At 70.3% G+C, this 22980-nt stretch carries 28 protein-coding genes; 15 read left to right on the top strand and 13 right to left on the bottom strand.

Features of this window, described 5'->3' with window-relative positions:
• Positions 1–23 precede the first annotated feature (23 nt).
• From LMH63_RS04220 to LMH63_RS04205, 4 genes are all read right to left on the bottom strand, one after another.
• Entirely contained in the window at positions 24–755 is a 732-nt protein-coding gene (locus LMH63_RS04220) for a cytochrome c1 (RefSeq protein WP_109675971.1), read from the bottom strand.
• Entirely contained in the window at positions 755–2014 is a 1260-nt protein-coding gene (locus LMH63_RS04215; RefSeq protein WP_109675973.1) for a cytochrome b, read from the bottom strand. Before LMH63_RS04215 ends, LMH63_RS04220 begins: the two co-directional genes overlap by 1 nt.
• Before the next feature lies 1 nt (position 2015).
• Positions 2016–2606, bottom strand: a complete 591-nt coding sequence (gene petA, locus LMH63_RS04210) for a ubiquinol-cytochrome c reductase iron-sulfur subunit (RefSeq protein WP_109675975.1) — start codon at positions 2604–2606, stop codon at positions 2016–2018.
• A gap of 207 nt (positions 2607–2813) precedes the next feature.
• Positions 2814–3572, bottom strand: coding sequence for a Nif3-like dinuclear metal center hexameric protein (locus tag LMH63_RS04205; protein WP_109675977.1), 759 nt, complete (start codon positions 3570–3572; stop codon positions 2814–2816).
• Between the two features lie 281 nt (positions 3573–3853).
• Between LMH63_RS04205 and LMH63_RS04200 the strand changes: the two genes are divergently transcribed.
• Positions 3854–5035, top strand: coding sequence for a S1C family serine protease (locus tag LMH63_RS04200; RefSeq protein WP_109675979.1), 1182 nt, complete (start codon positions 3854–3856; stop codon positions 5033–5035).
• Positions 5036–5218: 183 nt separating this feature from the next.
• On the opposite strand, the gene hisD is transcribed toward LMH63_RS04200, so the two are convergent.
• From hisD to LMH63_RS04155, 9 genes are read right to left on the bottom strand one after another with little or no spacing between them, the layout of a single operon-like run.
• Positions 5219–6526: a histidinol dehydrogenase gene (hisD, locus tag LMH63_RS04195; RefSeq protein WP_109675981.1), complete on the bottom strand. Its 1308-nt coding sequence runs from the start codon at positions 6524–6526 to the stop codon at positions 5219–5221.
• Between the two features lie 22 nt (positions 6527–6548).
• The gene (gene hisG, locus LMH63_RS04190) at positions 6549–7190 is read right to left on the bottom strand and encodes an ATP phosphoribosyltransferase (protein ID WP_199225572.1); all 642 of its coding nucleotides are present in this window, start codon (positions 7188–7190) and stop codon (positions 6549–6551) included.
• 6 nt (positions 7191–7196) lie between these two features.
• A complete protein-coding gene (gene murA, locus LMH63_RS04185) occupies positions 7197–8456 on the bottom strand; it encodes a UDP-N-acetylglucosamine 1-carboxyvinyltransferase (RefSeq protein ID WP_109675985.1) in 1260 nt (419 codons plus the stop codon).
• Between the two features lie 4 nt (positions 8457–8460).
• On the bottom strand, positions 8461–8706 hold the full coding sequence (locus LMH63_RS04180) for a BolA family protein (RefSeq protein WP_229332723.1): 246 nt from the start codon (positions 8704–8706) through the stop codon (positions 8461–8463).
• Complete coding sequence (locus LMH63_RS04175; RefSeq protein WP_109675988.1) at positions 8703–9017, bottom strand: STAS domain-containing protein; 315 nt, start codon at positions 9015–9017, stop codon at positions 8703–8705. The genes LMH63_RS04180 and LMH63_RS04175 overlap by 4 nt, the downstream gene beginning before the upstream one ends.
• Positions 9014–9643: an MlaC/ttg2D family ABC transporter substrate-binding protein gene (locus tag LMH63_RS04170; RefSeq protein WP_109675990.1), complete on the bottom strand. Its 630-nt coding sequence runs from the start codon at positions 9641–9643 to the stop codon at positions 9014–9016. Before LMH63_RS04170 ends, LMH63_RS04175 begins: the two co-directional genes overlap by 4 nt.
• Before the next feature lie 12 nt (positions 9644–9655).
• The gene (gene mlaD, locus LMH63_RS04165; protein ID WP_109675992.1) at positions 9656–10126 is read right to left on the bottom strand and encodes an outer membrane lipid asymmetry maintenance protein MlaD; all 471 of its coding nucleotides are present in this window, start codon (positions 10124–10126) and stop codon (positions 9656–9658) included.
• A gap of 16 nt (positions 10127–10142) precedes the next feature.
• Positions 10143–10919: a lipid asymmetry maintenance ABC transporter permease subunit MlaE gene (gene mlaE, locus LMH63_RS04160; protein WP_109675994.1), complete on the bottom strand. Its 777-nt coding sequence runs from the start codon at positions 10917–10919 to the stop codon at positions 10143–10145.
• A complete protein-coding gene (locus LMH63_RS04155; protein ID WP_109675996.1) occupies positions 10916–11746 on the bottom strand; it encodes an ABC transporter ATP-binding protein in 831 nt (276 codons plus the stop codon). Before LMH63_RS04155 ends, mlaE begins: the two co-directional genes overlap by 4 nt.
• 244 nt (positions 11747–11990) lie before the next feature.
• On the opposite strand from LMH63_RS04155, the gene LMH63_RS04150 reads away from it, so the two are divergent.
• The 14 genes from LMH63_RS04150 (at position 11991) to mgtE (ending at position 22972) form a co-directional block, all read left to right on the top strand.
• A complete protein-coding gene (locus LMH63_RS04150) occupies positions 11991–12959 on the top strand; it encodes a calcium/sodium antiporter (protein ID WP_109675998.1) in 969 nt (322 codons plus the stop codon).
• A gap of 17 nt (positions 12960–12976) precedes the next feature.
• Positions 12977–13981 carry a KpsF/GutQ family sugar-phosphate isomerase gene (locus LMH63_RS04145; protein WP_109676000.1) on the top strand — a complete coding sequence of 335 codons (1005 nt, stop codon included), beginning with the start codon at positions 12977–12979 and terminating at the stop codon, positions 13979–13981.
• Positions 13981–14541 carry a KdsC family phosphatase gene (locus tag LMH63_RS04140; protein ID WP_109676002.1) on the top strand — a complete coding sequence of 187 codons (561 nt, stop codon included), beginning with the start codon at positions 13981–13983 and terminating at the stop codon, positions 14539–14541. Before LMH63_RS04145 ends, LMH63_RS04140 begins: the two co-directional genes overlap by 1 nt.
• Complete coding sequence (gene lptC, locus LMH63_RS04135; RefSeq protein ID WP_109676004.1) at positions 14534–15100, top strand: LPS export ABC transporter periplasmic protein LptC; 567 nt, start codon at positions 14534–14536, stop codon at positions 15098–15100. Before LMH63_RS04140 ends, lptC begins: the two co-directional genes overlap by 8 nt.
• Complete coding sequence (gene lptA / locus LMH63_RS04130) at positions 15084–15602, top strand: lipopolysaccharide transport periplasmic protein LptA (protein ID WP_109676006.1); 519 nt, start codon at positions 15084–15086, stop codon at positions 15600–15602. The genes lptC and lptA overlap by 17 nt, the downstream gene beginning before the upstream one ends.
• Positions 15599–16339, top strand: a complete 741-nt coding sequence (lptB, locus tag LMH63_RS04125; protein ID WP_199225573.1) for an LPS export ABC transporter ATP-binding protein — start codon at positions 15599–15601, stop codon at positions 16337–16339. The genes lptA and lptB overlap by 4 nt, the downstream gene beginning before the upstream one ends.
• Positions 16340–16486: 147 nt before the next feature.
• Positions 16487–17959, top strand: a complete 1473-nt coding sequence (locus LMH63_RS04120) for an RNA polymerase factor sigma-54 (RefSeq protein ID WP_109676008.1) — start codon at positions 16487–16489, stop codon at positions 17957–17959.
• 20 nt (positions 17960–17979) lie between these two features.
• On the top strand, positions 17980–18306 hold the full coding sequence (gene hpf / locus LMH63_RS04115) for a ribosome hibernation-promoting factor, HPF/YfiA family (protein ID WP_109676010.1): 327 nt from the start codon (positions 17980–17982) through the stop codon (positions 18304–18306).
• Positions 18307–18376: 70 nt separating this feature from the next.
• Positions 18377–18847 (top strand): PTS IIA-like nitrogen regulatory protein PtsN, encoded by a 471-nt coding sequence (ptsN, locus tag LMH63_RS04110; RefSeq protein ID WP_109676012.1) that lies wholly within the window; start codon positions 18377–18379, stop codon positions 18845–18847.
• Complete coding sequence (locus LMH63_RS04105) at positions 18844–19662, top strand: hypothetical protein (RefSeq protein ID WP_109676013.1); 819 nt, start codon at positions 18844–18846, stop codon at positions 19660–19662. Before ptsN ends, LMH63_RS04105 begins: the two co-directional genes overlap by 4 nt.
• Before the next feature lie 3 nt (positions 19663–19665).
• Positions 19666–20523, top strand: coding sequence for an RNase adapter RapZ (gene rapZ, locus LMH63_RS04100; protein WP_109676015.1), 858 nt, complete (start codon positions 19666–19668; stop codon positions 20521–20523).
• Positions 20520–20939 (top strand): PTS sugar transporter subunit IIA, encoded by a 420-nt coding sequence (locus tag LMH63_RS04095; RefSeq protein WP_109676017.1) that lies wholly within the window; start codon positions 20520–20522, stop codon positions 20937–20939. Before rapZ ends, LMH63_RS04095 begins: the two co-directional genes overlap by 4 nt.
• Entirely contained in the window at positions 20929–21216 is a 288-nt protein-coding gene (locus LMH63_RS04090; RefSeq protein ID WP_109676019.1) for an HPr family phosphocarrier protein, read from the top strand. The genes LMH63_RS04095 and LMH63_RS04090 overlap by 11 nt, the downstream gene beginning before the upstream one ends.
• Positions 21217–21613: 397 nt before the next feature.
• On the top strand, positions 21614–22972 hold the full coding sequence (gene mgtE / locus LMH63_RS04085; protein ID WP_109676021.1) for a magnesium transporter: 1359 nt from the start codon (positions 21614–21616) through the stop codon (positions 22970–22972).
• Positions 22973–22980 lie beyond the last annotated feature (8 nt).

Here is a 22980-nt window from a genome sequence, read left to right as displayed (position 1 = left end):
GACGTCGTTGCGATCGGCGGCGTTCAGTGGATATCCCTCCAGTACTCGCGCTTCAACAGGTAGGCGAGCCCGGTGAAGACGATCAGGAAGCCAATGACCCAGATGCCAAGGGTCTGGCGCGTCTCGCGGGCCGGCTCGGCCATCCAGGCCATGAAATTGGTGATGTCCCGCGTTGCCTGATGGTACTCCCGCTCGCTCATGGTACCCGCCGCACTCTCCGGCACACGGATGCCGGCGACCCGGACACCATCGTCGGTCTCTTCGTAGTCGGCCTCGGGCACGCCCTGCAGTCGCCAGAGCACGTGCGGCATGGCCGAGTTCTCGAGCACCAGGTTGTTCCAGCCGGTGCTGGCTTCCGGATCACGGTAGTAGCTGTTCAGGTAGGTATAGACCCAGTCCGCCCCGCGGGAGCGGGCGGTCAGCGAGAGATCCGGCGGCGCGACGCCGAACCACTCCTCGGCGTCGTCCGCCGGCATCGCCGCGCGGATGACGTCGCCGGCCTGGTACTCGCCGAAGATGATGTTGTCCTCGATGGTCTCCATGGGCACGCCAAGGGCGTCCGGCATGGCATTCCAGCGGACGAACTTCGCCGAGTGGCAACCCATGCAGTAGTTGGCGAACAGCTTGGCCCCCCGCTGCAGCGAGGCCTCGTCGGAGACGTCCACCCGGGCGTCCATGAGGTCGCCGGCGGGAGCGGCCGCGAGGGCCGCCCCGGGGGCAAGGGTCAGCAGCATTGCGAGCGCGATCTTCCGCATCAGTGGGTCACCCTTTCCGGCACCGGCTTGGTCCTCTCCAGCCCGAAGGCGGTGTAGACGAACAGGAAGATGAAGAACCCGAAGTAGACCACGGTCCAGATACGGGCCCAGGCCGTCACCGTCAGCCCGAGGATCACGTCCGAGGGGGCCTGCAGACCGAGATAGCTCAGGCACACGAAGGCCACTGCGAACAGGCCGAGGGCGATCTTGTGGCAGAGGCCGCGGTAGCGGATCGAGTGCACCCGCCCCCGGTCAAGCCACGGCAGCAGGAACAGCAGGAAGATCGCCCCGCCCATCGCCATCACGCCGCCGAATTTGTCGGGGATGGCGCGCAGGATCGAGTAGAAGGCGGTGAAGTACCACACCGGCGCGATGTGCTCCGGCGTCTGCAACGGGTTGGCCGGCTCGAAGTTCGGCGGCTCGAGGAACAGCCCGCCCATCTCCGGGGCGAAGAACACCACCGCGGAGAAGAAGATCAGGAAGACCCCGAGACCGAAGGTGTCCTTGATCGTGTAGTAGGGATGGAACGGGATGCCGTCCAGCGGCCGGCCGGCGGAATCCTTGTTCTTCTTGATCTCGACGCCGTCCGGGTTGTTCGAGCCCACCTCGTGCAGCGCGATGATGTGGAAGATCACCAGGAACACCAGCGCCAGCGGCAGCGCCACCACGTGCAGGGCGAAGAAGCGGTTCAGCGTGACCCCGGAGATGTTGTAGTCGCCGCGGATCCACAGCGCCAGATCCTCGCCGATGCCCGGAATCGCGCCGAACAGGGAAATGATCACCTGCGCGCCCCAGTAGGACATCTGCCCCCACGGCAGCAGGTAGCCCATGAAGGCCTCCGCCATGAGCAGCAGGTAGATCAGCATCCCGAAGATCCAGATCAGCTCCCGCGGCTTCTGGTAGGAGCCGTAGAGCAGGGCCCGGAACATGTGCAGGTAGACGGCGATGAAGAAGAACGAGGCGCCGGTCGAGTGCAGGTAGCGGATCAGCCAGCCCCACTCGACGTCGCGCATGATGTACTCCACCGAGGCAAACGCCCCCTCGGCGGACGGGTTGTAGTTCATCGTCAGCCAGATGCCCGTCAGGATCTGGTTGACCAGCACGAACAGCGACAGTGCGCCGAAGTAGTACCAGAAATTGAAGTTCTTCGGCGCGTAGTACTCGCCGACGTGCTCGTTCCAGAGCTTGGTCAGCGGGAAGCGGGCGTCGATCCAGCCGAGCAGCCCGTTGCTGCCCTTGGCGGTAGTGGCGTTGCTCATGTCAGGCGGCCTCCTGGTCCTCTCCGATCACGATGCGGTTCTCACCGGCCATGCGATGGGGAGGTACTCGCAGGTTGGTCGGCGCCGGCACGCCGGCGTACACGCGCCCCGCAAGATCGAAGCGGGAACCATGGCAGGGGCAGAAGAAGCCGCCGTTCCAGTCCGCGCCCATGGAGCCGGGCTCCGGGCGGAACGAGGGGATGCAGCCAAGGTGGGTGCAGATCGGTACCACTACCAGGAATTCGGGGTCGACGGAGCGGTAGACGTTCTGCGCATAGGCCGGCTGCTGGGATTCCACCTGCGATTGCGGATCCCGCAGACGGTCGCTCATCTCTTCCAGCGCCGCGATGGCCTCTTCCGAGCGGCGCACCACCCATACCGGGCTGCCGCGCCATTCCAGCGTGATGCGCTGGCCGGGCTCTAGCGAGCTGACGTCCACCTCCACGGGGGCGCCGGCCGCGCGCGTACGGGCACTGGGATTCCAGTACGCGAGGAACGGTACGGCCGTGTAGGCCACGCCCACGCCACCGACAACCGACACGGCACCGGTAAGGAAGCGGCGTCGGTTCCGGTTCGCGCCTTCCTGATTCATCCACGTTCCCCTGCTTGGGTTCTGACCACGACTTCCCGACAAAAGAAAACGGCCTGGCGGCCGGCTTCCCGGGATCCGATGAAAGCCCCATTTGGCGGCGCATTAGGATCTTACATCCCCCCTCGGGCGTCAAGCCGGAACCGTTTCAGGCTGGGTACGACGGGCTACTATATTCTTCTTCAAATCAGATGCTTGCGTAATTTCATCTCACGCCGGATTGTCGATGTCGATGAAGCGGTGCTCGAGCCCGTGGCGCTGCGCGAGCCAGCGGCCCAGGGCCTGCACGCCGCCCCGCTCAGTGGCGTGATGCCCCGCAGCGAAATAGTGCACCCCGAGCTCGCGCGCCTCGTGGGTGGTCTGTTCCGAGATCTCGCCGCTGACGAAGGCGTCCACCCCAAGGGCCGCCGCCTGCGGCAGCAGCTTCTGCGCGCCGCCGCTGCACCAGGCGATGCGCCGGATGCGCGCCGGCCCGTCGCCCACATGCACAGGCGGGCGCTGCAGCGCCTCACCGATGCGGGCGGCGAGCGCATCGGCGTTCAGGGCCTCGGCCAGCGCCCCGTGCCAGAGCAGTCCCGCCACGCCCATGGCCGGCTCGCGCGCCGGCGACGGCACCCCGAGAACCTCCGCCAGGCAGGCGTTGTTGCCGAGCTCAGGGTGCACGTCCAGGGGCAGGTGATAGGCGATGAGGCTGACGTCGTGGCGGATCAGCCGACGGATGCGCGCCGCCTTCATGCCGACGATGCGGGCATCCTCGCCCTTCCAGAAGTAGCCGTGGTGCACCAGCACCGCGTCCGCCTCGCACGCCAGCGCGGCATCCAGCAGCGCCGTGCTCGCGGTGACGCCGCTGACCAGCCGCCGGACGTCGTCGCGCCCGGCTACCTGCAGGCCATTGGGGCAGAAATCGGCGATCGCGGCGGCGTCCAGCCGGGCGTCGCAGTCATCAACCAGCTTGGAAATCTGTACCATAAGGGCCTCCGGCGGCCGGCGGTTCGGGAAGCGCTGATGTTCCGGCGTCCGCCGGACCTCCGCAACCGCCAGCCCGGATGGCGCACCGATTTGCGACGCGAGGGCGTGGAGATGGCGGGCAGGACAAGGCGCGGGAGAGTCCGGGCGCGCAGGCGTACTAGACAGTACGTCGAGCACCCGGGCCGAGCGCAACGCCGGCCTGCCCGCCAGATCCGCGGCCGCAGCCGTGAATCGGTGCGCCATCCGGGCTAGACCCGGATAGCGCAAGGGATCGAGCACCGATGGCACCCCGCCGCGTCAGTCGTTTCATCGCCAGTTACGTCATCGTGGGGCTGATCGTGGCCGGGGCCGTGGTCTGGCTCGCGCCGGGCCTGCTGGACGGCCATCGCCCGGTGGTGGAGGTGCGGGAGGCCCCGCAACGCACCAGCCCGACGACGATGACCGCCGGCAGCGGCCCGGTCTCCTATGCCGATGCCGTCGCCGCTGCGGCGCCGGCGGTGGTGAACGTCTACAGCGCCCGCGCCGCGCGCCCGGAGGGCTTCGGCCTGCCGGACGATCCGCTGTTCCGCCGCTTCTTCGAGGATCGGCTGCCCACGCCCGGCCCGCGGCGCGAGACCTCCCTCGGCTCGGGCGTCATCGTCAGCGACGACGGCCACATCCTGACCAACAACCACGTCATTGAAGACGCGGATGAGATCCAGGTCCTGCTCGCGGACGGCCGCACCGCCCCGGCGACGCTGGTCGGCACCGACCCGGAATCCGACCTCGCCGTGCTGCGCATCGAGCTGCCGGACCTGCCGGCGGTGACGATGGGCGATTCCGAGTCCATCCGCGTGGGGGACGTCGTCCTGGCCATCGGCAACCCCTTCGGCGTCGGTCAGACGGTGACCCAGGGGATCGTCAGCGCCAAGGGCCGCAGCGAGCTCGGCCTGACCACCTTCGAGAACTTCATTCAGACCGACGCCGCCATCAACCCCGGCAACTCCGGCGGTGCACTGGTCAACGCCGAGGGCGAGGTCATCGGCATCAACACGGCCATCTACAGCCAGTCCGGCGGCTCGATGGGCATCGGCTTCGCCATTCCGGCGAGCCTGGCCGGCGGCGTGCTCCAGAGCATCATCGAGGAGGGGCGCGTGATCCGGGGCTGGATCGGCGTGCAGGTGCAGGGCATGAGTCCGCAGCTGGCCGATTCCTTCGGCCTCGACGCACCTGAGGGCGTGCTCATCGCCGGCGTGCTCCGCGGCGGTCCGGCGGACGAGGCCGGCCTCGCCCCCGGCGACGTGGTGCTGGAGGTCGCCGGCGAGCCGGTGGCGGACGTCGACGCGCTGCTCACCCGAGTCACCGACCAGCCCCCGGGCAGCACCATCATCCTGACCGGCCTGCGCGAGGGCGAGCCCCGCGAGTGGCAGGTCGAGGTCGAGGAACGCCCGACAGACCTGCAACAGTCGACCCCACGCCGCTAGCCCGCATATCTCACCGATTCGCGAAGCGAGGGCGTGGAGATGGCGGGCGGGAGATGGGCGCGCGGGATTGAACACAACGACACGACGAACACAACGATGAAGAAATGCTTTTTCTTCGTTGTGTATCGTGGTGCTCGTGGTGTCGTCGTGTTCAATCCAGACTATGCAGCAGCAGGACGTCGGCTAATCGCCGGACCCGTAGCGGTACTCCGCCGAGCGGGCGTGGGCGGTGAGGCCCTCGGCGCGGGCGAGGCGTGCGGCGATTCGGCCGAGGCGCTCGGCGCCCGCGGGGGAACACTGGATCAGGCTCGTGCGCTTCTGGAAATCGTACACGCCGAGCGGCGAGGCGAAGCGCGCCGTGCGCGAGGTCGGTAGCACGTGGCTCGGCCCGGCGCAGTAGTCGCCCAGCGCCTCGGCGGTGTGCCGGCCGAGGAAGATCGCGCCGGCGTGGCGGATCGTCGCCGCCATGCGCTCCGGCTCCACCACCGAGAGCTCCAGGTGCTCCGGGGCGATGGCGTCCGCCACCCGGGCCGCTTCGGCCAGGTCGCGCACGCAGATCAGCGCGCCGCGCCGCGCCAGCGCCGCGCGGATGATCTCCGAGCGCTCCATATCCGGCAGCAGCCGCTCCATGGCGGTCTGCACCTCGTCCAGGTAGCGCGCCTCCGGGCAGACCAGGATGGCGCGCGCGTCCTCGTCGTGCTCGGCCTGGGAGAATAGGTCCATGGCGATCCATTCCGGATCGGTCTGGCCGTCGCAGATGATCACGATCTCCGAGGGCCCGGCCACCATGTCGATGCCGACATGGCCGTAGACCCGGCGCTTGGCCTCGGCCACGAAGGCATTGCCGGGGCCCACGATCTTGTCCACCCCGGGCACCGTCTCCGTGCCGTAGGCCAACGCCGCCACCGCGTGGGCCCCGCCGAGCAGGAACAGCCGGTCCACCCCGGTCACCTCGGCGGCGGCGAGCACCATAGGGCTGATCTCGCCGTCCGGCGCCGGCGCCACCATCACCACCTCGTCCACCCCGGCGACCCGGGCCGGGATGACGTTCATGAGCACCGACGAGGGATAGGCGGCCTTGCCGCCGGGCACGTAGACACCGACCCGCTCCAGCGCGCTTACCTGCTGGCCGAGAACGGTGCCGTCCGCCTCCTCCTGGCGCCAGCTGCTCTCCAGCTGGTGCTCGTGGTAGGCACGCACCCGCTCGGCGGCCTCCTCCAGCGCGGCGCGGTCGTCGGCCTCCAGGCCCTGCAGCGCGGCCTGCCGGCGCGCCCGTTCCACCTCCAGCGCGGAGACCGTCTCCGCGCGCAGGCGATCGAAGCGGGCGCTGTACTCCAGCAGGGCGACATCGCCCTCCTGGCGCACTCGCTGCAGGATCTCGCCGACCGCGGCCTCGACGCGGTGGGTGGCGCCGTCGTCCCAGTCGGTGAGCGCGGCCAGCCCGGCCTCGAAGTCGGGCTGGGTGGTGCTGAGGCGCTGGATCTCGAGCATGCTCCGGCTTCCTGTTTCCTTGCTAGGCCGCCGCCGCCGCCACGGCCTCGCGCAGACGCTGCAGCAGTGGCTGTACGCGGCGGTGCTTGATCTTCATGGATGCCTTGTTGGCCACCAGCCGGGAGCTGATGTCGGCGATGTGCTCCAGCGGCTCGAGGCCATTGGCGCGCAGCGTGCCGCCCGTGTCCACAAGGTCCACGATGCAGTCCGCGAGCCCCACCAGGGGGGCCAGCTCCATCGAGCCGTAGAGCTTGATCAGCTCCACCTGGCGGCCACGCGCGGCGAAGTGCCGGCGGGTGATATTGACGAACTTGGTCGCCACCCGCAGCCGGCGCCGATCCATGGCCGCCCCCGGCGGGCCCGCCACCATCAGCCGGCAGCGGGCGATGCGCAGGTCCAGCGGCTCGTACAGCCCCTGGCCGCCGTGCTCCAGCAGCACGTCCTTGCCGGCAACACCGAGATCCGCGCCGCCGTGGGCGACGTAGGTCGGCACGTCGCTGGCGCGGACGATCACCAGGCGGACATCGTCCCGGCTGGTCTCCAGCACGAGCTTGCGGCTGGCCTCCGGGTCCTCCGCCGGCACGATGCCCGCCGCTGCCAGCAGCGGCAGTGTCTGCTCCAGGATACGGCCCTTGGAGAGGGCGATGGTCAGCATTTCGCTCATCACGGATCAGGCCGGCATGCGGCGGATATCGGCACCGAGCTGGGCGAGCTTTTCCTCGATGCACTCGTAGCCGCGGTCAATGTGATAGATACGGTCCACCAGGGTATCGCCCTCCGCCACCAGGCCCGCGAGCACCAGACTCGCCGAGGCGCGCAGGTCGGTGGCCATGACCGGCGCCCCGGTGAGGGCCTCGACACCGGTGCTGATGGCGGTATGCCCCTCGAGGCGCACCTCCGCCCCCATGCGCTGGATCTCCAGCACGTGCATGAAACGGTTCTCGAAAACCGTCTCGGTGACCATGCCCACGCCCTCGGCGACGGCATTCATGGCGCAGAACTGGGCCTGCATGTCGGTGGGGAAGGCCGGGTAAGGCGCCGTGCGCACGCTCACCGCCCGCGGCCGGGCGCCGTGCATGTCCAGCGAGATCCAGTCGGCCCCGGTCTCCACCTCGGCGCCCGCCTCCGCGAGCTTGACCAGCACCGCCTCCAGCAGCTGCGGCGCGGTGTTCTTGACCTTGACCCGGCCGCGGGTCATGGCCGCGGCGACGAGGTAGGTCCCGGTCTCGATGCGGTCGGGCAGGACGTCGTAATGGCCGCCGGAGAGGCGCTCGACCCCGTCGATGGTGATCGTGTCCGTGCCGGCGCCGCGGATGCGCGCGCCCATGGCGTTCAGGCAGTTAGCGAGATCCACCACCTCGGGCTCGCGGGCGGCATTCTCGATGACCGTGGTGCCCTCGGCTAGGGTCGCCGCCATCATCAGGTTCTCGGTGCCGGTGACCGTCACCAGATCCATCACCAGACGCGCGCCGCGCAGGCGGCTGCAGCGGGCGCGGATGTAGCCGTTCTCCACGCTGATGTCCGCGCCCATGGCGCGCAGCCCGTCCACGTGCAGGTTCACCGGGCGCGTGCCGATGGCGCAGCCCCCCGGCAGCGAGACATCGGCCTCGCCGAAGCGGGCCAGCAGGGGGCCCAGCACCAGGATGGAGGCGCGCATGGTCTTCACCAGCTCGTAGGGCGCGTGGCAGTTCTCGATGGCGGTGGGGTCCACCTCGATGTGCATGCGCTCGTCCACGGTGAGGCGCACGCCCATGCGCCCGAGCAGCTCCATGGTGGTGGTGATGTCGTGCAGGTCGGGGATGTTGCCGACGCTGGTCGGCCCATCCGCGAGCAGTGTCGAGGCGAGGATCGGCAGCGCCGCGTTCTTCGCCCCGGAGATGCGGATCTCGCCGGCCAGGGGCCGGCCGCCGCGGATGAGCAGACGCTCCATGCCCTCAGCCCCGCTCCGCCGCCCACTGCTCGGGGGTGAGCGTGCGCATGGAGATGGCGTGCAGGACGTCGGCGTCGATGTGCGACTGCAGCAGGTCGTAAACCAGACGGTGGCGGCGCAGCAGTGGCAGGCCGTCGAAATCGGAGGTGACAATCAGCGCCTGGAAATGGCGGCCGTCACCGGCCACCTCCACGTGGGCCTCGGTGAGCCCGGCCTCGAGCAGGCTCCTGATCGCATCGGGTTCCATCATGTCGAAGCATCCGGCTCGGCTTCAGAAAGGCCGAGTAGTGTAGCAACTCCGCTGATCTCGGCGAGCCGCCGCAGCTGCTCCGGCGCCTGGCGCAGCTCCAGCCGCCCGCCGGCGGCCTGCAGCCGGCGCTGCCATTCCACCAGCAGCGCGAGGCCGGCACTGTCCACGGCCTCCAGCGCACCGAGGTCCACGCGCACGCTGTCGGCACTGGGCGACAGCGCCTCCAGCACACCCGTGACCTCGCCGAAGCCGAGCGGCCCCTCCAAACGCCAGCCGCCGTCGTCCAGCGCGTGCAGCCGGGCGCCGCTCATCCGCCCTCCCCCACCTCGCGATTGCGGCTCGCAAGCTGCTCGATGAGGGCGTCCATTCCCTCCCGGCGCACCACGCCGTCGAACTGGCTGCGGTAGTTCTGCACCAGGCTGACCCCCTCGATGGTGACATCGAAGACGCGCCAGTCATCCTCCTGGCGCAGCAGGGTGTAGTCCACCGGGATGGGTGGCCCGCCAGGCTGCACGATCTCGGTCTTCACGGTCACCCGGTCGCGGCTGGTATCGATGCGCTGGGAGGGGATGCGCACCTCCTCCTCGCCGCTGTATTCGGCCAGCGCACGGGCGTAGGTGCGAACCAGCAGCTGCCGAAAGGCCTCGGTGAACTGCTCGCGCTGGGCTTCGCTCGCCGTGCGCCAGTTGCGCGCGAGCACGAAGCGGCTCATGAGCTCGAAGTCGAAGCGCGGCAGGACGATATCCCCCACCAGCTCGTAGACGGCGCGCGGATCGCCCTCGATCCGCTCGCGGTTCTCGTCCAGCGCCGTCAGCACCTCGCGGGTGGTCTCGCGAACCATGTCGCGAGGGTCCCCCGCGTCAGCCATCGCCCCGGAACCGAGCACGAGGCCAAGGGCCAGGGCCAGGCCCAGGGCCGGGACGGTCAGGATTCGCATCGCGGTGCTCCTTCAGTTGTCGCTGTCGGAGGCCTGGTTGTAGAGGAACTGGCCGATGATGTCCTCCAGCACCAGGGCGGACTGGGTGAGCATGATCTCGTCACCCTCGGCGAGCGCATCGGGCATGCCGCCGGGCTCGAGGCCGACGTACTGCTCGCCGAGCAGGCCGGAGGTGCGGATGCTCGCGCTGGTATCGCTCGGCAGGTCGTCGTAGCGGCCGTCGATGGTCATCTCCACTCGCGCCTCCAGCCGCTCCTGGTCGAGCGCGATGGCGGTGACGCGGCCGATCTGCACGCCGCCGAGGGTGACCTCGGCGCGCTCGCGCAGGCCGCCCACGTTCTGGAAGTAGCCCACCACGGTGTAACCCTCGGTGCTCTGGAAGGCGGTGATGTTGCTGACCCGCATGGCCAGCACGAACAGCGCCGCCAGCCCGGCCACCACGAACACGCCGACCGCGATCTCGATGGTGCGTGAATTGCCCATCAGCGTCTTGCCTCCATCAGTCGAACATGAGGGCGGTGAGCACGAAATCGAGCCCCAGCACCACCAGCGACGTCACCACCACTGTGCGCGTGGTCGCGCGGCTCACGCCCTCGGAGGTGGGCAGGCAGTCGTAGCCCTCGAATACGGCGATCCAGCCCGCCGCCAGGCCGAACACCAGGCTCTTGATGAGGCCGTTGAGCACATCGTCGCTGAAGCTTACCTGGGCCTGCATCTGCGACCAGAAGGCGCCGCCGTCGACGCCGAGCAGGCTGGTGCCGACGACATAGGCGCCGAAGATACCGAGCAGCGTGAATACCGCCGTCAGCAGCGGCACGGAGAGGAAAGCCGCCAGCAGCCGCGGCGCCGCCACCCGCCGCTCCGGGTCCACCGCCATCATCTCCATGCCGGCGAGCTGCTCGGTGGCCTTCATCAGGCCGATCTCCGCGGTGAGCGCCGATCCGGCCCGACCGGCAAACAGCAGCGCCGTGACCACCGGGCCGAGCTCGCGGGTCAGCGACAGTGCCACCAGCACGCCGAGCGACTGCTCGGCGCCGAAGTCCACCAGGGTGTAGTACCCCTGCAGGCCGAGCACCATGCCGACGAACACCCCGGAGACCACGATAATGAGCAGGGTGAGCACGCCCACCGAGTAAAGCTCGCGCACCAGCAGCCCCGGCCGGCGCAGCAGCTCGCCGCTGCCGGCGAGCACCCGCAGCAGGAACAGCGTGCCGCGCCCGAGCTTGGCGATCACCGCCAGGGTGGCGGCACCGAGGCGCTGGAGGGCGCCGGTCACCGGCCCTCCCCGTCCAGCAGGTCGCTGGCGAAATCCCGCGCCGGGTAGTGGAAGGGCACGGGACCGTCCGGTGCGGCGTCGATGAACTGGCGTACCCAGGGCGAGGCGCTGGCCTCGAGCTCGGCCGGTGTGCCCGATTCGACCACGCGCCCCTCGGAGATGACGTGCACACGGTCGGCGATGGCGAGGGTCTCGCGCACATCGTGGGAGACCACCACGCTGGTCAGGCCGAGGGCATCGTTCAGGCGGCGGATGAGCTGCACCAGCACGCCCATGGAAATCGGGTCCTGGCCGGTGAAGGGCTCGTCATAGAGCATAATCTCGGGATCCAGGGCGAGCGCCCGGGCCAGCGCCACGCGGCGCGCCATGCCGCCGGAGAGCTGGGCCGGATAGAGATCCCGCGCGCCCCGCAGGCCTACGGCCTCCAGCTTCATCAGCACCAGATGGCGGATCAGCACCGGCGGCAGATCGGTGTGCTCACGCAGCGGAAAGGCGACGTTGTCGAAGCAGGTGAGGTCGGTGAACAGCGCCCCGCTCTGGAACAGCACGCCCATGCGCCGTCGCAGACGGTAGAGCGCGCGCCGGGAGAGCTGCGGCACCGACGCCCCCGCCACGCGCACGCTGCCGGCCTGGGGGCGGAGCTGGCCGCCGATGAGCCGCAGCAGCGTGGTCTTGCCGGTTCCGCTCGGGCCCATGATGGCCGTGACTTCGCCACGACGGATGGTGATATCCACGCCGTCGAACAGGCGGCGCCCGCCGCGGCTGAAGACCAGCCCGCGGATATCGATCAGCGCCTCCGGTTGCGCGGGGTCGTCAGCGTTGGCCATGCGTGGTGCAGATCCTGGAGGGCGTTGGCGTCAGGGCGCCGGCAGTATCCGATGCACCGTGCTGCCGGTCAAACGGCCCGCCACGCAGCGCACCGCGGGTTTCCCGTTTCGGGACTCGGGGCGTTTCGGGTTTCGGGTTTAAGGGTTAAGGTTGCGCCGCAACACACCTGATGGGGGCAGAAGGCGGGCAGCGGTCGCGCCTCTTGCCTACGGGCAGCAACCTTCCAAGCCGAAACCAGACATCGTGACCATCTACCTTGTCAGCATCATCGTCGGCCTCGCCGTGCTCACCTGGAGCGCGGACCGCTTCATCGCCGGGGCCTCCGTCACCGCGCGAAGCCTGGGCGTGCCGCCGCTCATCGTCGGCCTCACGGTGGTCGGGATCGGCACCTCGCTGCCGGAGATGCTGGTGTCCACCATGGCGGCGCTGGATGGCAACGCCGGCATCGCCGTCGGCAACGCCATCGGCTCCAACATCGCCAACGTCGGGCTCATCCTCGGCATCACCGCGCTGATCACGCCGCTGACGGTCAGCTCCGGGCTGCTGCGCCGGGAGCTGCCGATGCTGCTGCTGATCACCGCAGTGGTGGCGGTGCTGCTGCTGGATCTGCAGGTGGGCCGCCTGGAGGGTGGCCTGCTGCTGCTCGGCATGCTGGCGGTGGTGGTCTGGATGGGCTGGCAGGCCCAGCGCAGTGACGAGCCGCCGGACGTCATCGGCGCCGAATTCGAGGAGACCATTCCGAGCGACGTCCCCCTGTCCAGGGCGCTGCTCTGGCTGGTGGCGGGGCTGGCCCTGCTGCTCGCGAGCTCGCGCCTGCTGGTGTGGGCGGCGGTCGGGGTGGCCGAGGCCCTTGGCGTGAGCGATCTGGTGATCGGGCTCACCATCGTGGCCGTGGGCACCAGCCTGCCGGAGCTCGCCGCCGGCATCGCCAGCGCCCGCCACGGCGAGCACGACATTGCCATCGGCAACATCATTGGCTCCAATATGTTCAACCTGCTGGCCGTGCTGGGCATCGCCGGCGCCATCGCGCCATTCGCGCTGGAGCGCGTGGCGCTGGTGCGCGACTACAGCATCATGGCGGCGCTGACGGTGCTGTTCGCGGCCATGGCCTTCGGCCTGCGCGGGCCGGGCCGGATCACGCGTATCGAGGGTGGCCTGCTGCTCGCCGCCTTCGCCGGCTACCAGGGCCTGCTGTTCGCCAGCGGACGCTAGCGCGCGAGGAAACCTCAATGTCCCGGACCGCCCGGCAACCCGCGACCCAGCACTCGGACGAGGACCTCTGCCGCCTCGGCCGCGCCGTGATCGAGACCGAGGCGGCCGCGGTGGCGGCACTCGGCGAGCGCATCGGCGCGGACTTCGCCCGCGCCTGCCGGCTGCTGCTCGACTGCCGCGGCCGGGTGGTGGTCATCGGCATGGGCAAGTCCGGGCACATTGGCGGCAAGCTCGCCGCCACCCTGGCGAGCACCGGCACGCCGGCCTTCTTCGTCCATCCCGGCGAGGCGAGCCACGGCGACCTGGGCATGATCACCGCGGAGGACGTGGTCATCGGCCTCTCCAACTCCGGCGAGACCGACGAGATCAACCTCCTGCTGCCCCTGATCAAACGTCTCGCCGTCCCGCTGGTGGCGCTGTCCGGCAACCCCGGCTCTACCCTGGCACGCGCAGCGACGGTGCACCTCGACGTCGGCGTCGCCGAGGAGGCCTGCCCGCTCGGACTCGCCCCCACCTCCAGCACCACGGCGACGCTGGCCATGGGCGACGCCCTCGCCATCGCCCTGCTCGACGCCCGCGGCTTCACCCGCGACGACTTCGCCCTCTCCCACCCGGGCGGGCGCCTCGGCCGGCGGCTGCTGCTGCGCATCGACGACCTCATGCACACCGGTGAGCGCCTGCCCCGGGTCGGCCCGGACACGCTGCTCGGCGAGGCCCTGGTGGAGATGAGCCGCAAGGGTCTGGGCATGACCGCGGTCGTGGACGACGACGACCGGGTGCTCGGCGTGTTCACCGACGGCGATCTGCGCCGGACGCTGGATCACGGCGTCGACGTCCACGGCACGCGGGTGCGCGAGGTGATGACCGCCGGTGGCCGCCAGATCCCACGCCAGAGCCTCGCCGCGGAGGCACTGGAGCTGATGGAGCGCCACCGCATCAACGCCCTGCTGGTCACCGACGACGAGCACCGGCTGATCGGCGCCCTGAACATGCACGACCTGCTGCGCGCGGGCGTCGTCTGATGACGGACGCCTTCCGCGACGCCTATTGCGACGAACCCCCTGCCCCGGTGGTCGCCCGCGCCGCGGGCATCCGCCTGCTGGCGCTGGACGTGGACGGCGTGCTCACCGACGGCAGCGTATTCACCGGTGCCGAGGGCGAGACGCTGAAGCGCTTCCATATCCACGACGGCAAGGGCATCGCCATGCTCCGGGCCGCCGGCGTCGGCGTCGCGGTGCTCACGGCCCGGCGTTCGCCGGCGGTACGCCGGCGTGCCGGGGAGCTCGGCATCGATCCGGTGTGCCAGGGGGTGCGCGACAAGGCCGCCACCCTGGCCGGGATCGCCGCCGACCGCGGTCTGGAGATGACGGCCTGCGCCTGGGTCGGGGATGACCTGGTCGACCTCGCCGCCGCGCGCCTCGCCGGTCTGGCGGTGGCGGTGGCGGACGCCCATCCGCGCCTCGCCCGCGCCTGCCACTGGCAGACCGCCCGCGCCGGTGGCAGGGGCGCCGTCCGCGAGGTCTGCGAGCTGATTCTCGCGGCCCAGGGTCGCCTGCAGCCGAGCCTGGACGCCCATGGCTGAACGCCGCTGGCTGTTCCCCACGGTCGCCACCGGGCTGCTGGCCGCCCTCGCCTGGTGGGGCCTCGCCGAGCGGGAGCCCGCCACCCTGCCCGACGAGGCGGCGGTGGAGGAGCCACGCGCCGCCTACTACGCACGGGACTTCGAGCTGCTGGTCACCAACGCGGCGGGCGCCCCGGACTACCGGATCCGTGCGCCGCAGGGCGCCTATTTCGATGAGGCGGACCGCTGGCGGTTCACCGAGCCACGCTGGCAGGTCTATGGTGACGAGGGCGTTGCCTGGCACGGCCGCGCCGAGCAGGGGCAGAGCTGGCAGGACGGCACCCGGGCAAGCCTGACCGGTGACGTGCGGCTGCGCCGGCCAGGCGCCGACGGCGGCAGCGTCCTGCGCACCGAGCATCTCGACCTGGAGCCGGCGCGGCGCTACGCGGAGACCGACCGCCCCGTCACCATCACCGGGCCCAACTACCGCGTGCAGGGGGTCGGCGCCCGCGCCTGGCTGGAGGAGGAACGCATGCAGCTGCTCTCGCAGGTGGAAGGACGCCATGACCCGGCTCCGTGAGCTAGGCGGGCTGGGCACGCTGGCACTCGCCCTGCTGCTGCTCCCCGCGACGCCGGCCACGGCCCAGGAGCAGGGTCCGGTGCGCCTAAGCGCCGACCGCGCCGAGGTGGACAACCGCAGCGGCACGAGCGTCTACCGCGGCGATGTCGTGCTCACCCGCGGCCCGGCCCGCATCACCGGCGAGGTCATGTGGGTCTACACCAACGAGCAGCGCGAGCTCGAGCGCGTCGAGGTCGAGGGCGAGCCGGCCACCTACCGCCAGCAGCCCGAGGGCGACGGCCAGCTGGTGGAGGCCGAGGCGCCGCGCATGGAGTACTACGCCAGCGGCCCCGAGCGCGTGCTTCTGCTGCAGGGCGGGCGCCTCTGGCAGGGCGAGAACCAGGTGCGCGGCGAGACCATCACCTACTTCGTCGCCGACGAGCGGGTGGAGGCGGAGCGCGGCGCCGATGGCGACGACCGCATCGAGGTGACGGTCTTCCCCGAGCGCGAGGAGGGCGGGTGAGCGCCACCGCGCCGAGCCGCCTGGAGGCCCGCGGCCTCAGCAAGCGCTTCCGCGGCCGGCGCGTGGTAGATGACGTCAGCCTCGATCTCGAGAGCGGCGAGATCGTCGGCCTGCTCGGCCCCAACGGCGCCGGCAAGACCACCAGCTTCTACATGATCGTGGGCCTGATCCCGCTGGACGCCGGCAGCATCCGCCTGGACGACCGCGACCTCACCACCGCCCCGATGCACCAGCGCGCCCGCCTCGGCATCGGCTATCTGCCCCAGGAGGCCTCGGTCTTCCGCAAGCTCTCGGTGGCGGACAACCTGCTCGCCATCCTGGAGACGCGCCCGGGGCTCGATGCCCGCGCGCGGCACCAGCGCATGGAGGCGCTGCTGGAGGAATTCCACGTCGCCCATCTGCGCGACCAGCAGGGCATCAGCCTCTCCGGGGGCGAGCGCCGGCGGGTGGAGATCGCCCGTGCCCTGGCCGCGGAGCCGCGGTTCATCCTGCTCGACGAGCCCTTTGCCGGCGTCGACCCGATCTCGGTGGGGGACATCAAGGCCATCGTGCGCCACCTCGCCGCCCGCGGCATCGGCGTGCTCATCACCGACCACAACGTGCGCGAGACGCTGGGGCTGGTGGATCGCGCCTGCATCCTCGCCGACGGCCGGGTCATCGTTGAAGGCGATGCCGACACGATCCTGACCGACCGCCAGGTGCGAGACGTCTACCTCGGCGAGGATTTCCGGCTGTGAGCGCCCGACCGGCGTTAGCAGGTTTCATGCCGACGGCGTTACCCTGCCGTTTCCGGACAGGGGGAATTGCACTACGATGAAGCACAGCAAAAGGGTGCCGGGGGGGCGCCCGACGCACTCCACTTCCCCGGGTGGCCACTGACGACGATGAAGCAGTCGCTACAGCTCCGACTCGGGCAACAGCTCACCATGACCCCGCAGCTGCAGCAGGCCATCCGGCTGCTGCAGCTGCCGACCCTCGAACTGCGCATGGAGATCCAGCAGGCGCTGGAGTCCAACCTGATGCTCGAGGCCGCGGAGGAAGCGGAGCTCGAGGCGGCCGCGGAGCGCGACGAGGACGGGGCCGAGGCGTCGGAGGCCGCACCGGACCGCACGGAACAGGATCTCGGCGGCGAGGAGCCGGATGCCGCGCGCCTCACCGAGGACCTCCCGGTGGACTCCAGCTGGGAGGACGTCTACGACGGCAGCACCACCTACAGCCACTCCGGTTCCGACGACGAGCGCGACCTCTTCGAGAACCAGTCCGGCGGCGAGGAATCCCTGCGCGACTACCTCATCTGGCAGCTGCAGATGGCTCCGATCTCGCCCCGGGACATGGCCATCGCCGAGGCCATCGTCGACGCCGTGCGCGACGACGGCTACCTCGGCGAGCCGCTGGAGGAGATCGGCGCCGGCCTGCCGCCGGAGCTGGAGGTGGAGCCGGACGACCTGCAGGCGGTGCTGGCCCGGGTGCAGCGGCTGGACCCGGTGGGTGTGGCGGCCCGGGACGTGCGCGAGGCGCTGCTGGTGCAGCTGGACCAGCTGGACCCGGCCACGCCCCATCTGGCGGCGGCCCGCGAGCTCGTGGACCAGCACCTGGAGCTGCTGGTCAGCCGCCAGTTCGCCCAGCTCAAGCGCCGCATGCGGCTCGACCTCGAGACCCTGCAGGCGGCCCTGGCGCTGGTGCAGACCCTGGACCCCCGCCCCGGCGCGCGCTTCAGCACCGAGCGCACCGAGTACGTGGTGCCGGACGTGTTCGTGCGCCGCGTCAACGGCGACTGGCAGGTGGAGGTGAACCCGGACGCCTGCCCGCGGCTGCGGGTGAACAGCTACTACGCCAGCCTGGTGCGCCGGGCCGACAACAGCCGCGACAACAGCCTCATGCGCCAGCACCTGCAGGAGGCGCGATGGCTGATCAAGAGCCTGCGATCGCGCAACGACACCCTGCTCAAGGTGGCGGAGTGCATCGTCGAGCGCCAGCGGGGCTTCCTCGAGCAGGGCGAGGAGGCGATGCAGCCGCTGGTGCTGCGCGAGGTGGCCGAAACCATCGAGATGCACGAGTCCACGGTCTCGCGCATCACCAACCAGAAGTACATGCACACCCCGCGCGGGACCTTCGAGTTCAAGTACTTCTTCTCCAGTCACGTGCAGACCGTGGACGGCGGCGAATGCTCCGCCACGGCGATTCGCGCGCGCATCCGGCGCCTGGTCGCCGACGAGGATCCGGCGAGCCCGCTGAGCGACTCGCGGCTCGCCGAGATCCTGCGCGAAGAGGGCATCAACGTGGCACGCAGGACGGTGGCCAAGTACCGAGAGGCCATGGCCATCGCCTCGTCCACCGAACGCAAGCGGCTGGCCTGAGCGCCAGGAAGGAGGGCCTTATGCAGATCGACGTCACCGGCCACCACGTGGAGATCACCGATGCGCTGCGCGACTATGTCCACGAGAAGTTCCAGCGCCTCGAGCGGCACTTCGACAACGTGGTGGACGTGCACGTGATCCTCACCGTGGAGAAGGTGGCCAAGAAGGCCGAGGCCACACTGGCGCTTAGCGGTGCCAAGCTGTTCGCCGACGCCCTCCAGGAGGACATGTACGCCGCCATCGACGCCCTGGTCGACAAGCTCGATCGCCAGGTGGTCAAGCACAAGGAGAAGCGCACCGACCACCATCGCAGCGAGGGCGCGGTGGGCCAGACACTGGAGCCGTGAGCGCGGGGCGGCCGCCGGGCACCCAAGCGCCCGGCGGCCGCCCCGCCATCATCCGCGACACGGGGTCGACATGAACATCGCCAACCTGCTGGCACCCGAGCGCACCCGCTGCGGGGCCACTGCCACCAGCAAGAAGCGCTGCCTGGAGCTGCTGAGCGAGCTGCTCACGGGCGACGACGCCGATCCGTCGACGCGCGCGGTCTTCGAGAGCCTGATCAGCCGCGAGCGCCTCGGCAGCACGGGGCTCGGCAAGGGCGTGGCGCTGCCCCATGCCCGCGCCCCGGGCATCGATCAGGCCACCGCCGCCCTGCTGCGGCTGGACAAGCCGGTGGACTTCGACGCCATCGACCGCCAGCCGGTGGATCTGCTGTTCGCCCTGCTGGTGCCCGAGCACTCCACCGACGAACACCTGCGCATCCTTGCCCGCCTTGCCGAGATGTTCAGCGACCCGGATCTCTGCGAGCGGTTGCGCACCTGCGGCTCGGAGACCGAGCTCTACGAGACGGTGCTTGCCTGGCAGGACAGCCGCAGCGGCTCATGATCGTGCACCTCGGCATTCCGGCGCTCGCCAGGGCGCTGGCGGGCAGGCACGCGGCCGGCGACGCCACCGCCGGGCTGCCCGTGGCCGTGGGCCGGTGGTTCGGCGACGGTGGCGACTGCCCCGTCCGGCGCCTGCCGGAGGCACCGGACCACCTCCGCCTGCCGCCACTCGCCGGCGGCGCCGCGCCGATCATCCACTCCCCGCTCGGCGATCAGGATCTCTCCCGCCGGCTGGATCGCTGGCTCGCGCGGCATGCCATCGTCACCCTGCCCGGCACCCTGGTGCAGATCGACGGCACCGGCGTGCTGATCCGGGGGGAGGCCGGCAGCGGCAAAAGCGAGACCGCGCTTGCCCTGCTGCAGGGCGGCCAGCGGCTGGTCGCCGACGACGCCGTGACCCTGCAGCCCCGGCCACAGGGCCGGCTGAAAGGCTGCTGCCCGCCCCTGCTCCGGGGCCGGCTCTGCGTGCGGGGCCTCGGACTGCTGGACGCCGAGGCCCAGTTCGGCCCGGCCGCCCGACTTCCCCACAGCGACATCGGGCTCGTGATCGACCTCACCGCCGCGGCCGCCGCCGGCGGGCTGGAGGGGGACTGGGCCCGCACGGGGCTGCTCGGGCGTAGCCTGCCGCGCCTGCGACTGGCACCGGGTCGCCCCCTCGCGAGCCTGGTGACCGCGGCCGTGCATGAGCTGCAGGCCCGCAACCGGCGCGGGAACACCGCCGAGGCCTTCGCTGCCGAACAGTTCACAGCGATCAGGCGGCGGTGCGTGCAGGCACCGCATCCGCTGGTCGCCGCCAGCGACAGGGTGACGGGCTGATCCATGCAGGAGCGGAGACTGGTCATCATCAGCGGGCTCTCGGGGTCCGGCAAGAGCGTCGCCCTCGCCACGCTGGAGGATGCGGGGTTCTACTGCATCGACAACCTTCCGGTGGCGCTGCTCGAGGCCTTCGGCGCACACATCACCGCCGACGGGCAGTCCGGGCGCTACGCCGTGGGTATCGACGCGCGCAACCGCCCGGAGGACCTGGCCCGCTTTCCCGAGATCCTCGCGACCCTGGAGGATCATGGCATCGCCTGCGAGATCGTCTTCCTGGATGCCGCTCACGACACCCTGCTGAAGCGCTTCAGCGAGACCCGCCGGCGGCATCCGCTGAGCGGCCCGGAGGTCCCCCTGGGGGAGGCGATCACCGGCGAGCGGGAGCTGCTCATGCCGCTGCTGGAGCGCGCCGATCTCACGCTCGACACCACCCATACCACGGTGCATCAGCTCCGGGACATCGTCCGCGACCGGCTGGCGCGGGCGCCGCACAGCCTGTCGCTGCTGCTGGAGTCCTTCGGCTACAAGCATGGGACGCCGCCGGACGCGGATTTCGTGTTCGACGCCCGCTGCCTGCCGAACCCCCACTGGCAGCCGGACCTGCGCCCTCTCACCGGGCGCGACCCGGCGGTCGCCGAGTATCTCGGCGCGAGCGAGCTGGTGGGCGACTACCTCGAGCACGTCGGCGCCTTCCTCTCCCACTGGCTGCCGGCCTTCCGCCGGGAGAACCGCAGCTATCTCACCATCGCCATCGGCTGTACCGGCGGCCAGCACCGCTCGGTGTACCTCGCCGAGCATCTGGCGCGCCGGTTCCGCGAGGAAGGCGTCGCCGTCACCGTCCGCCATCGGGAGCTGTCATGAGCGTCGGCGTGCTGCTCGTCACCCACAACCGGCTCGGCGAGGAGCTGCTGCGCACGGCGCGCACCATCCTCGGCGGCCACCCGCTCGCCACGGGCACGCTGGGGGTGCCCCAGGACAGCGACCCGTCGGCGGCGCTGCAGCGCGGCCTTACCCTCCTCGGCCAGCTCGACGACGGCGACGGCGCCCTGATCCTCACCGACGCCTTCGGCTCGACACCGAGCAACGTCGCCGTGCGCCTCGGCCAGCAGGCCGGCGCGCCGGTGATCTCCGGGGTCAACCTGCCCATGCTCCTGCGCGTGCTGAACTACCCGCAGCTGCCGCTGGAGGAGCTGCGCGCCAAGGCCCTCTCCGGCGGGCGCGACGGCATCCTGCTGGTGGAGCCTTCGCCGCTGCTCAGGCAGGACCATGGGGGCTGAATCCGCGCCCGTGCGACGGCGGCTCACCATCGTCAACCGCCTCGGTCTGCATGCCCGCGCCGCGGCGCGCTTCGTGGCCGTGGCCGCCGAGTACCAGGCCAGCGTGCATGTGGAGCTGGACGGCCGGCGGGTCAACGGCAAGAGCATCATGGGCCTGATGATGCTCGCCGCCGGCCGCGGTACCGAGCTGCTGGTGGAGGCCGAGGGCGAGGACGCACCCGAGGCCCTGGACGCCCTCGAGGCGCTCGTCGCCGATCGCTTCGGTGAGGACGTCTGACCGCTTTCGTTGCGACCGCCGGATTAAACACAACGACACAACGGGCACAACGGTTCACAACGCAGAGCAATCTGTTCGTTGTGCATCGTTGTGATCATTGTGTCGTTGTGTTGAATGCCTTGCGCCCGGAGATGACCGCAAAGCCGCCAAGGGCGCAAAGGAAGACGCCAAGAGGGTCGTTCCGGGGGGCGCTTGGCAGCGGCTGACCTCGCCGCCCGCTGGCAGACCATCCGCCATTCCCGCCTTCGCGTCCTTTGCGCCTTTGCGGTTCTGCCTTTAATCCTGCCGAGCTGGATGCCCGCGCCGCACTCGCCAAGGCGGCCGTGTGCCCGGACAATGGGGCACCGTTCATCCCCTGGCAGCGCAACCGCCCGGGGCGCAGAAGGAGTAGCACCCCATGGCCGAGGAAGCCGTCGAGGAGAAGCCGGCCAACCTGGTCGAGGCCGTCTCCGAGCTGCTGGAGAGCGGCACGGTGCAGCAGGCGCGGCGCATGCTGAACGCGCTGCATCCGGCCGAGATCGCCCATCTGCTCGAGTCCTTCCCCGCTGCCGAGCGCAAGCTGCTCTGGGAGCTGGTGGACGAGGAGAACGACGGCGAGGTGCTGCTGCACGTCAACGACGAGGTGCGCAGCGGCCTGATCGAGGAGATGGACGACGAGGAGCTGCTCGCCGCCACCTCCGGCATGGACATGGACGACCTCGCCGACTTCCTCCAGGACCTGCCGGCGACCCTGACCGGGGAAGTCCTGCGGTCCATGGACAAGCAGAACCGGCAGCGCCTCGAGTCCGTCCTGTCCTACCCGGAGGACAGTGCCGGCGGCCTGATGAACACCGACACGGTGACGGTGCGCCCGGACGTCAGCCTCGACGTGGTGCTGCGCTACCTGCGCATGCGCGGGGAGATGCCCGAGTTCACCGACAAGCTGTTCGTGGTCAGCCGCTTCGACCGCTTCCTCGGCGTGCTGCGGGTGAGCGACCTCCTCACCCGCGAGCCCGACCGCACCGTCGCCGAGATCCTGGACCGGGACTTCGAGCCCATTGCCGCCGACACGCCGGCGGTGGACGTCGCCAAGACCTTCGAGGACCGCGACCTGATCTCCGCCCCGGTGCTGGACGGGGAGGGGCGGCTGGTGGGCCGTATCACCATCGATGACGTGGTGGACGTGATCCGCGACGAGGCCGAGCGGTCGATCATGAACATGGCCGGTCTCGCCGAGGAGGAGGATCTGTTCGCGCCGGTGTGGTCGAGCGCACGCCGGCGGGCCCTGTGGCTCGGCATCAACCTGCTCACCGCCTTTCTCGCCGCCTACGTCATCGGGCTGTTCGAGGCCACGATCCAGCAGGTGGTGGCACTCGCCGTGCTCATGCCCATCGTCGCCAGCATGGGCGGCATTGCCGGCACCCAGACCCTCACCCTGGTGATCCGCGCCATCGCCCTCGGCCAGGTGGCCACGCGCAACGCGCGCGCACTGCTGCTCAAGGAACTGCGCGTCGGCGCGCTGAACGGTGTGCTCTGGGCACTGGTGGTGGGAGGCGTGGCCTCGCTCTGGTTCGGGCGCCCCGCCATCGGCGTCATCATCGCCACCGCCATGGTGATCAACCTGGCCTGTGCCGCGCTCTCCGGCGTGGTCGTCCCGCTCAGCATGAAACGCCTGGGCATCGACCCGGCGCTGGCCGGAGGCGTGGTGCTCACCACGGTGACCGACGTCGTGGGGTTCCTGGCCTTCCTCGGGCTCGCGACGCTCTTCCTGCTCTGAGGGATCGC

The sequence above is a fragment of the Spiribacter halobius genome, from assembly GCF_020883455.1.
Classification (GTDB): Bacteria; Pseudomonadota; Gammaproteobacteria; order Nitrococcales; family Nitrococcaceae; genus Sediminicurvatus; species Sediminicurvatus halobius.
This window is presented reverse-complemented; position numbering and strand designations above follow the sequence as displayed.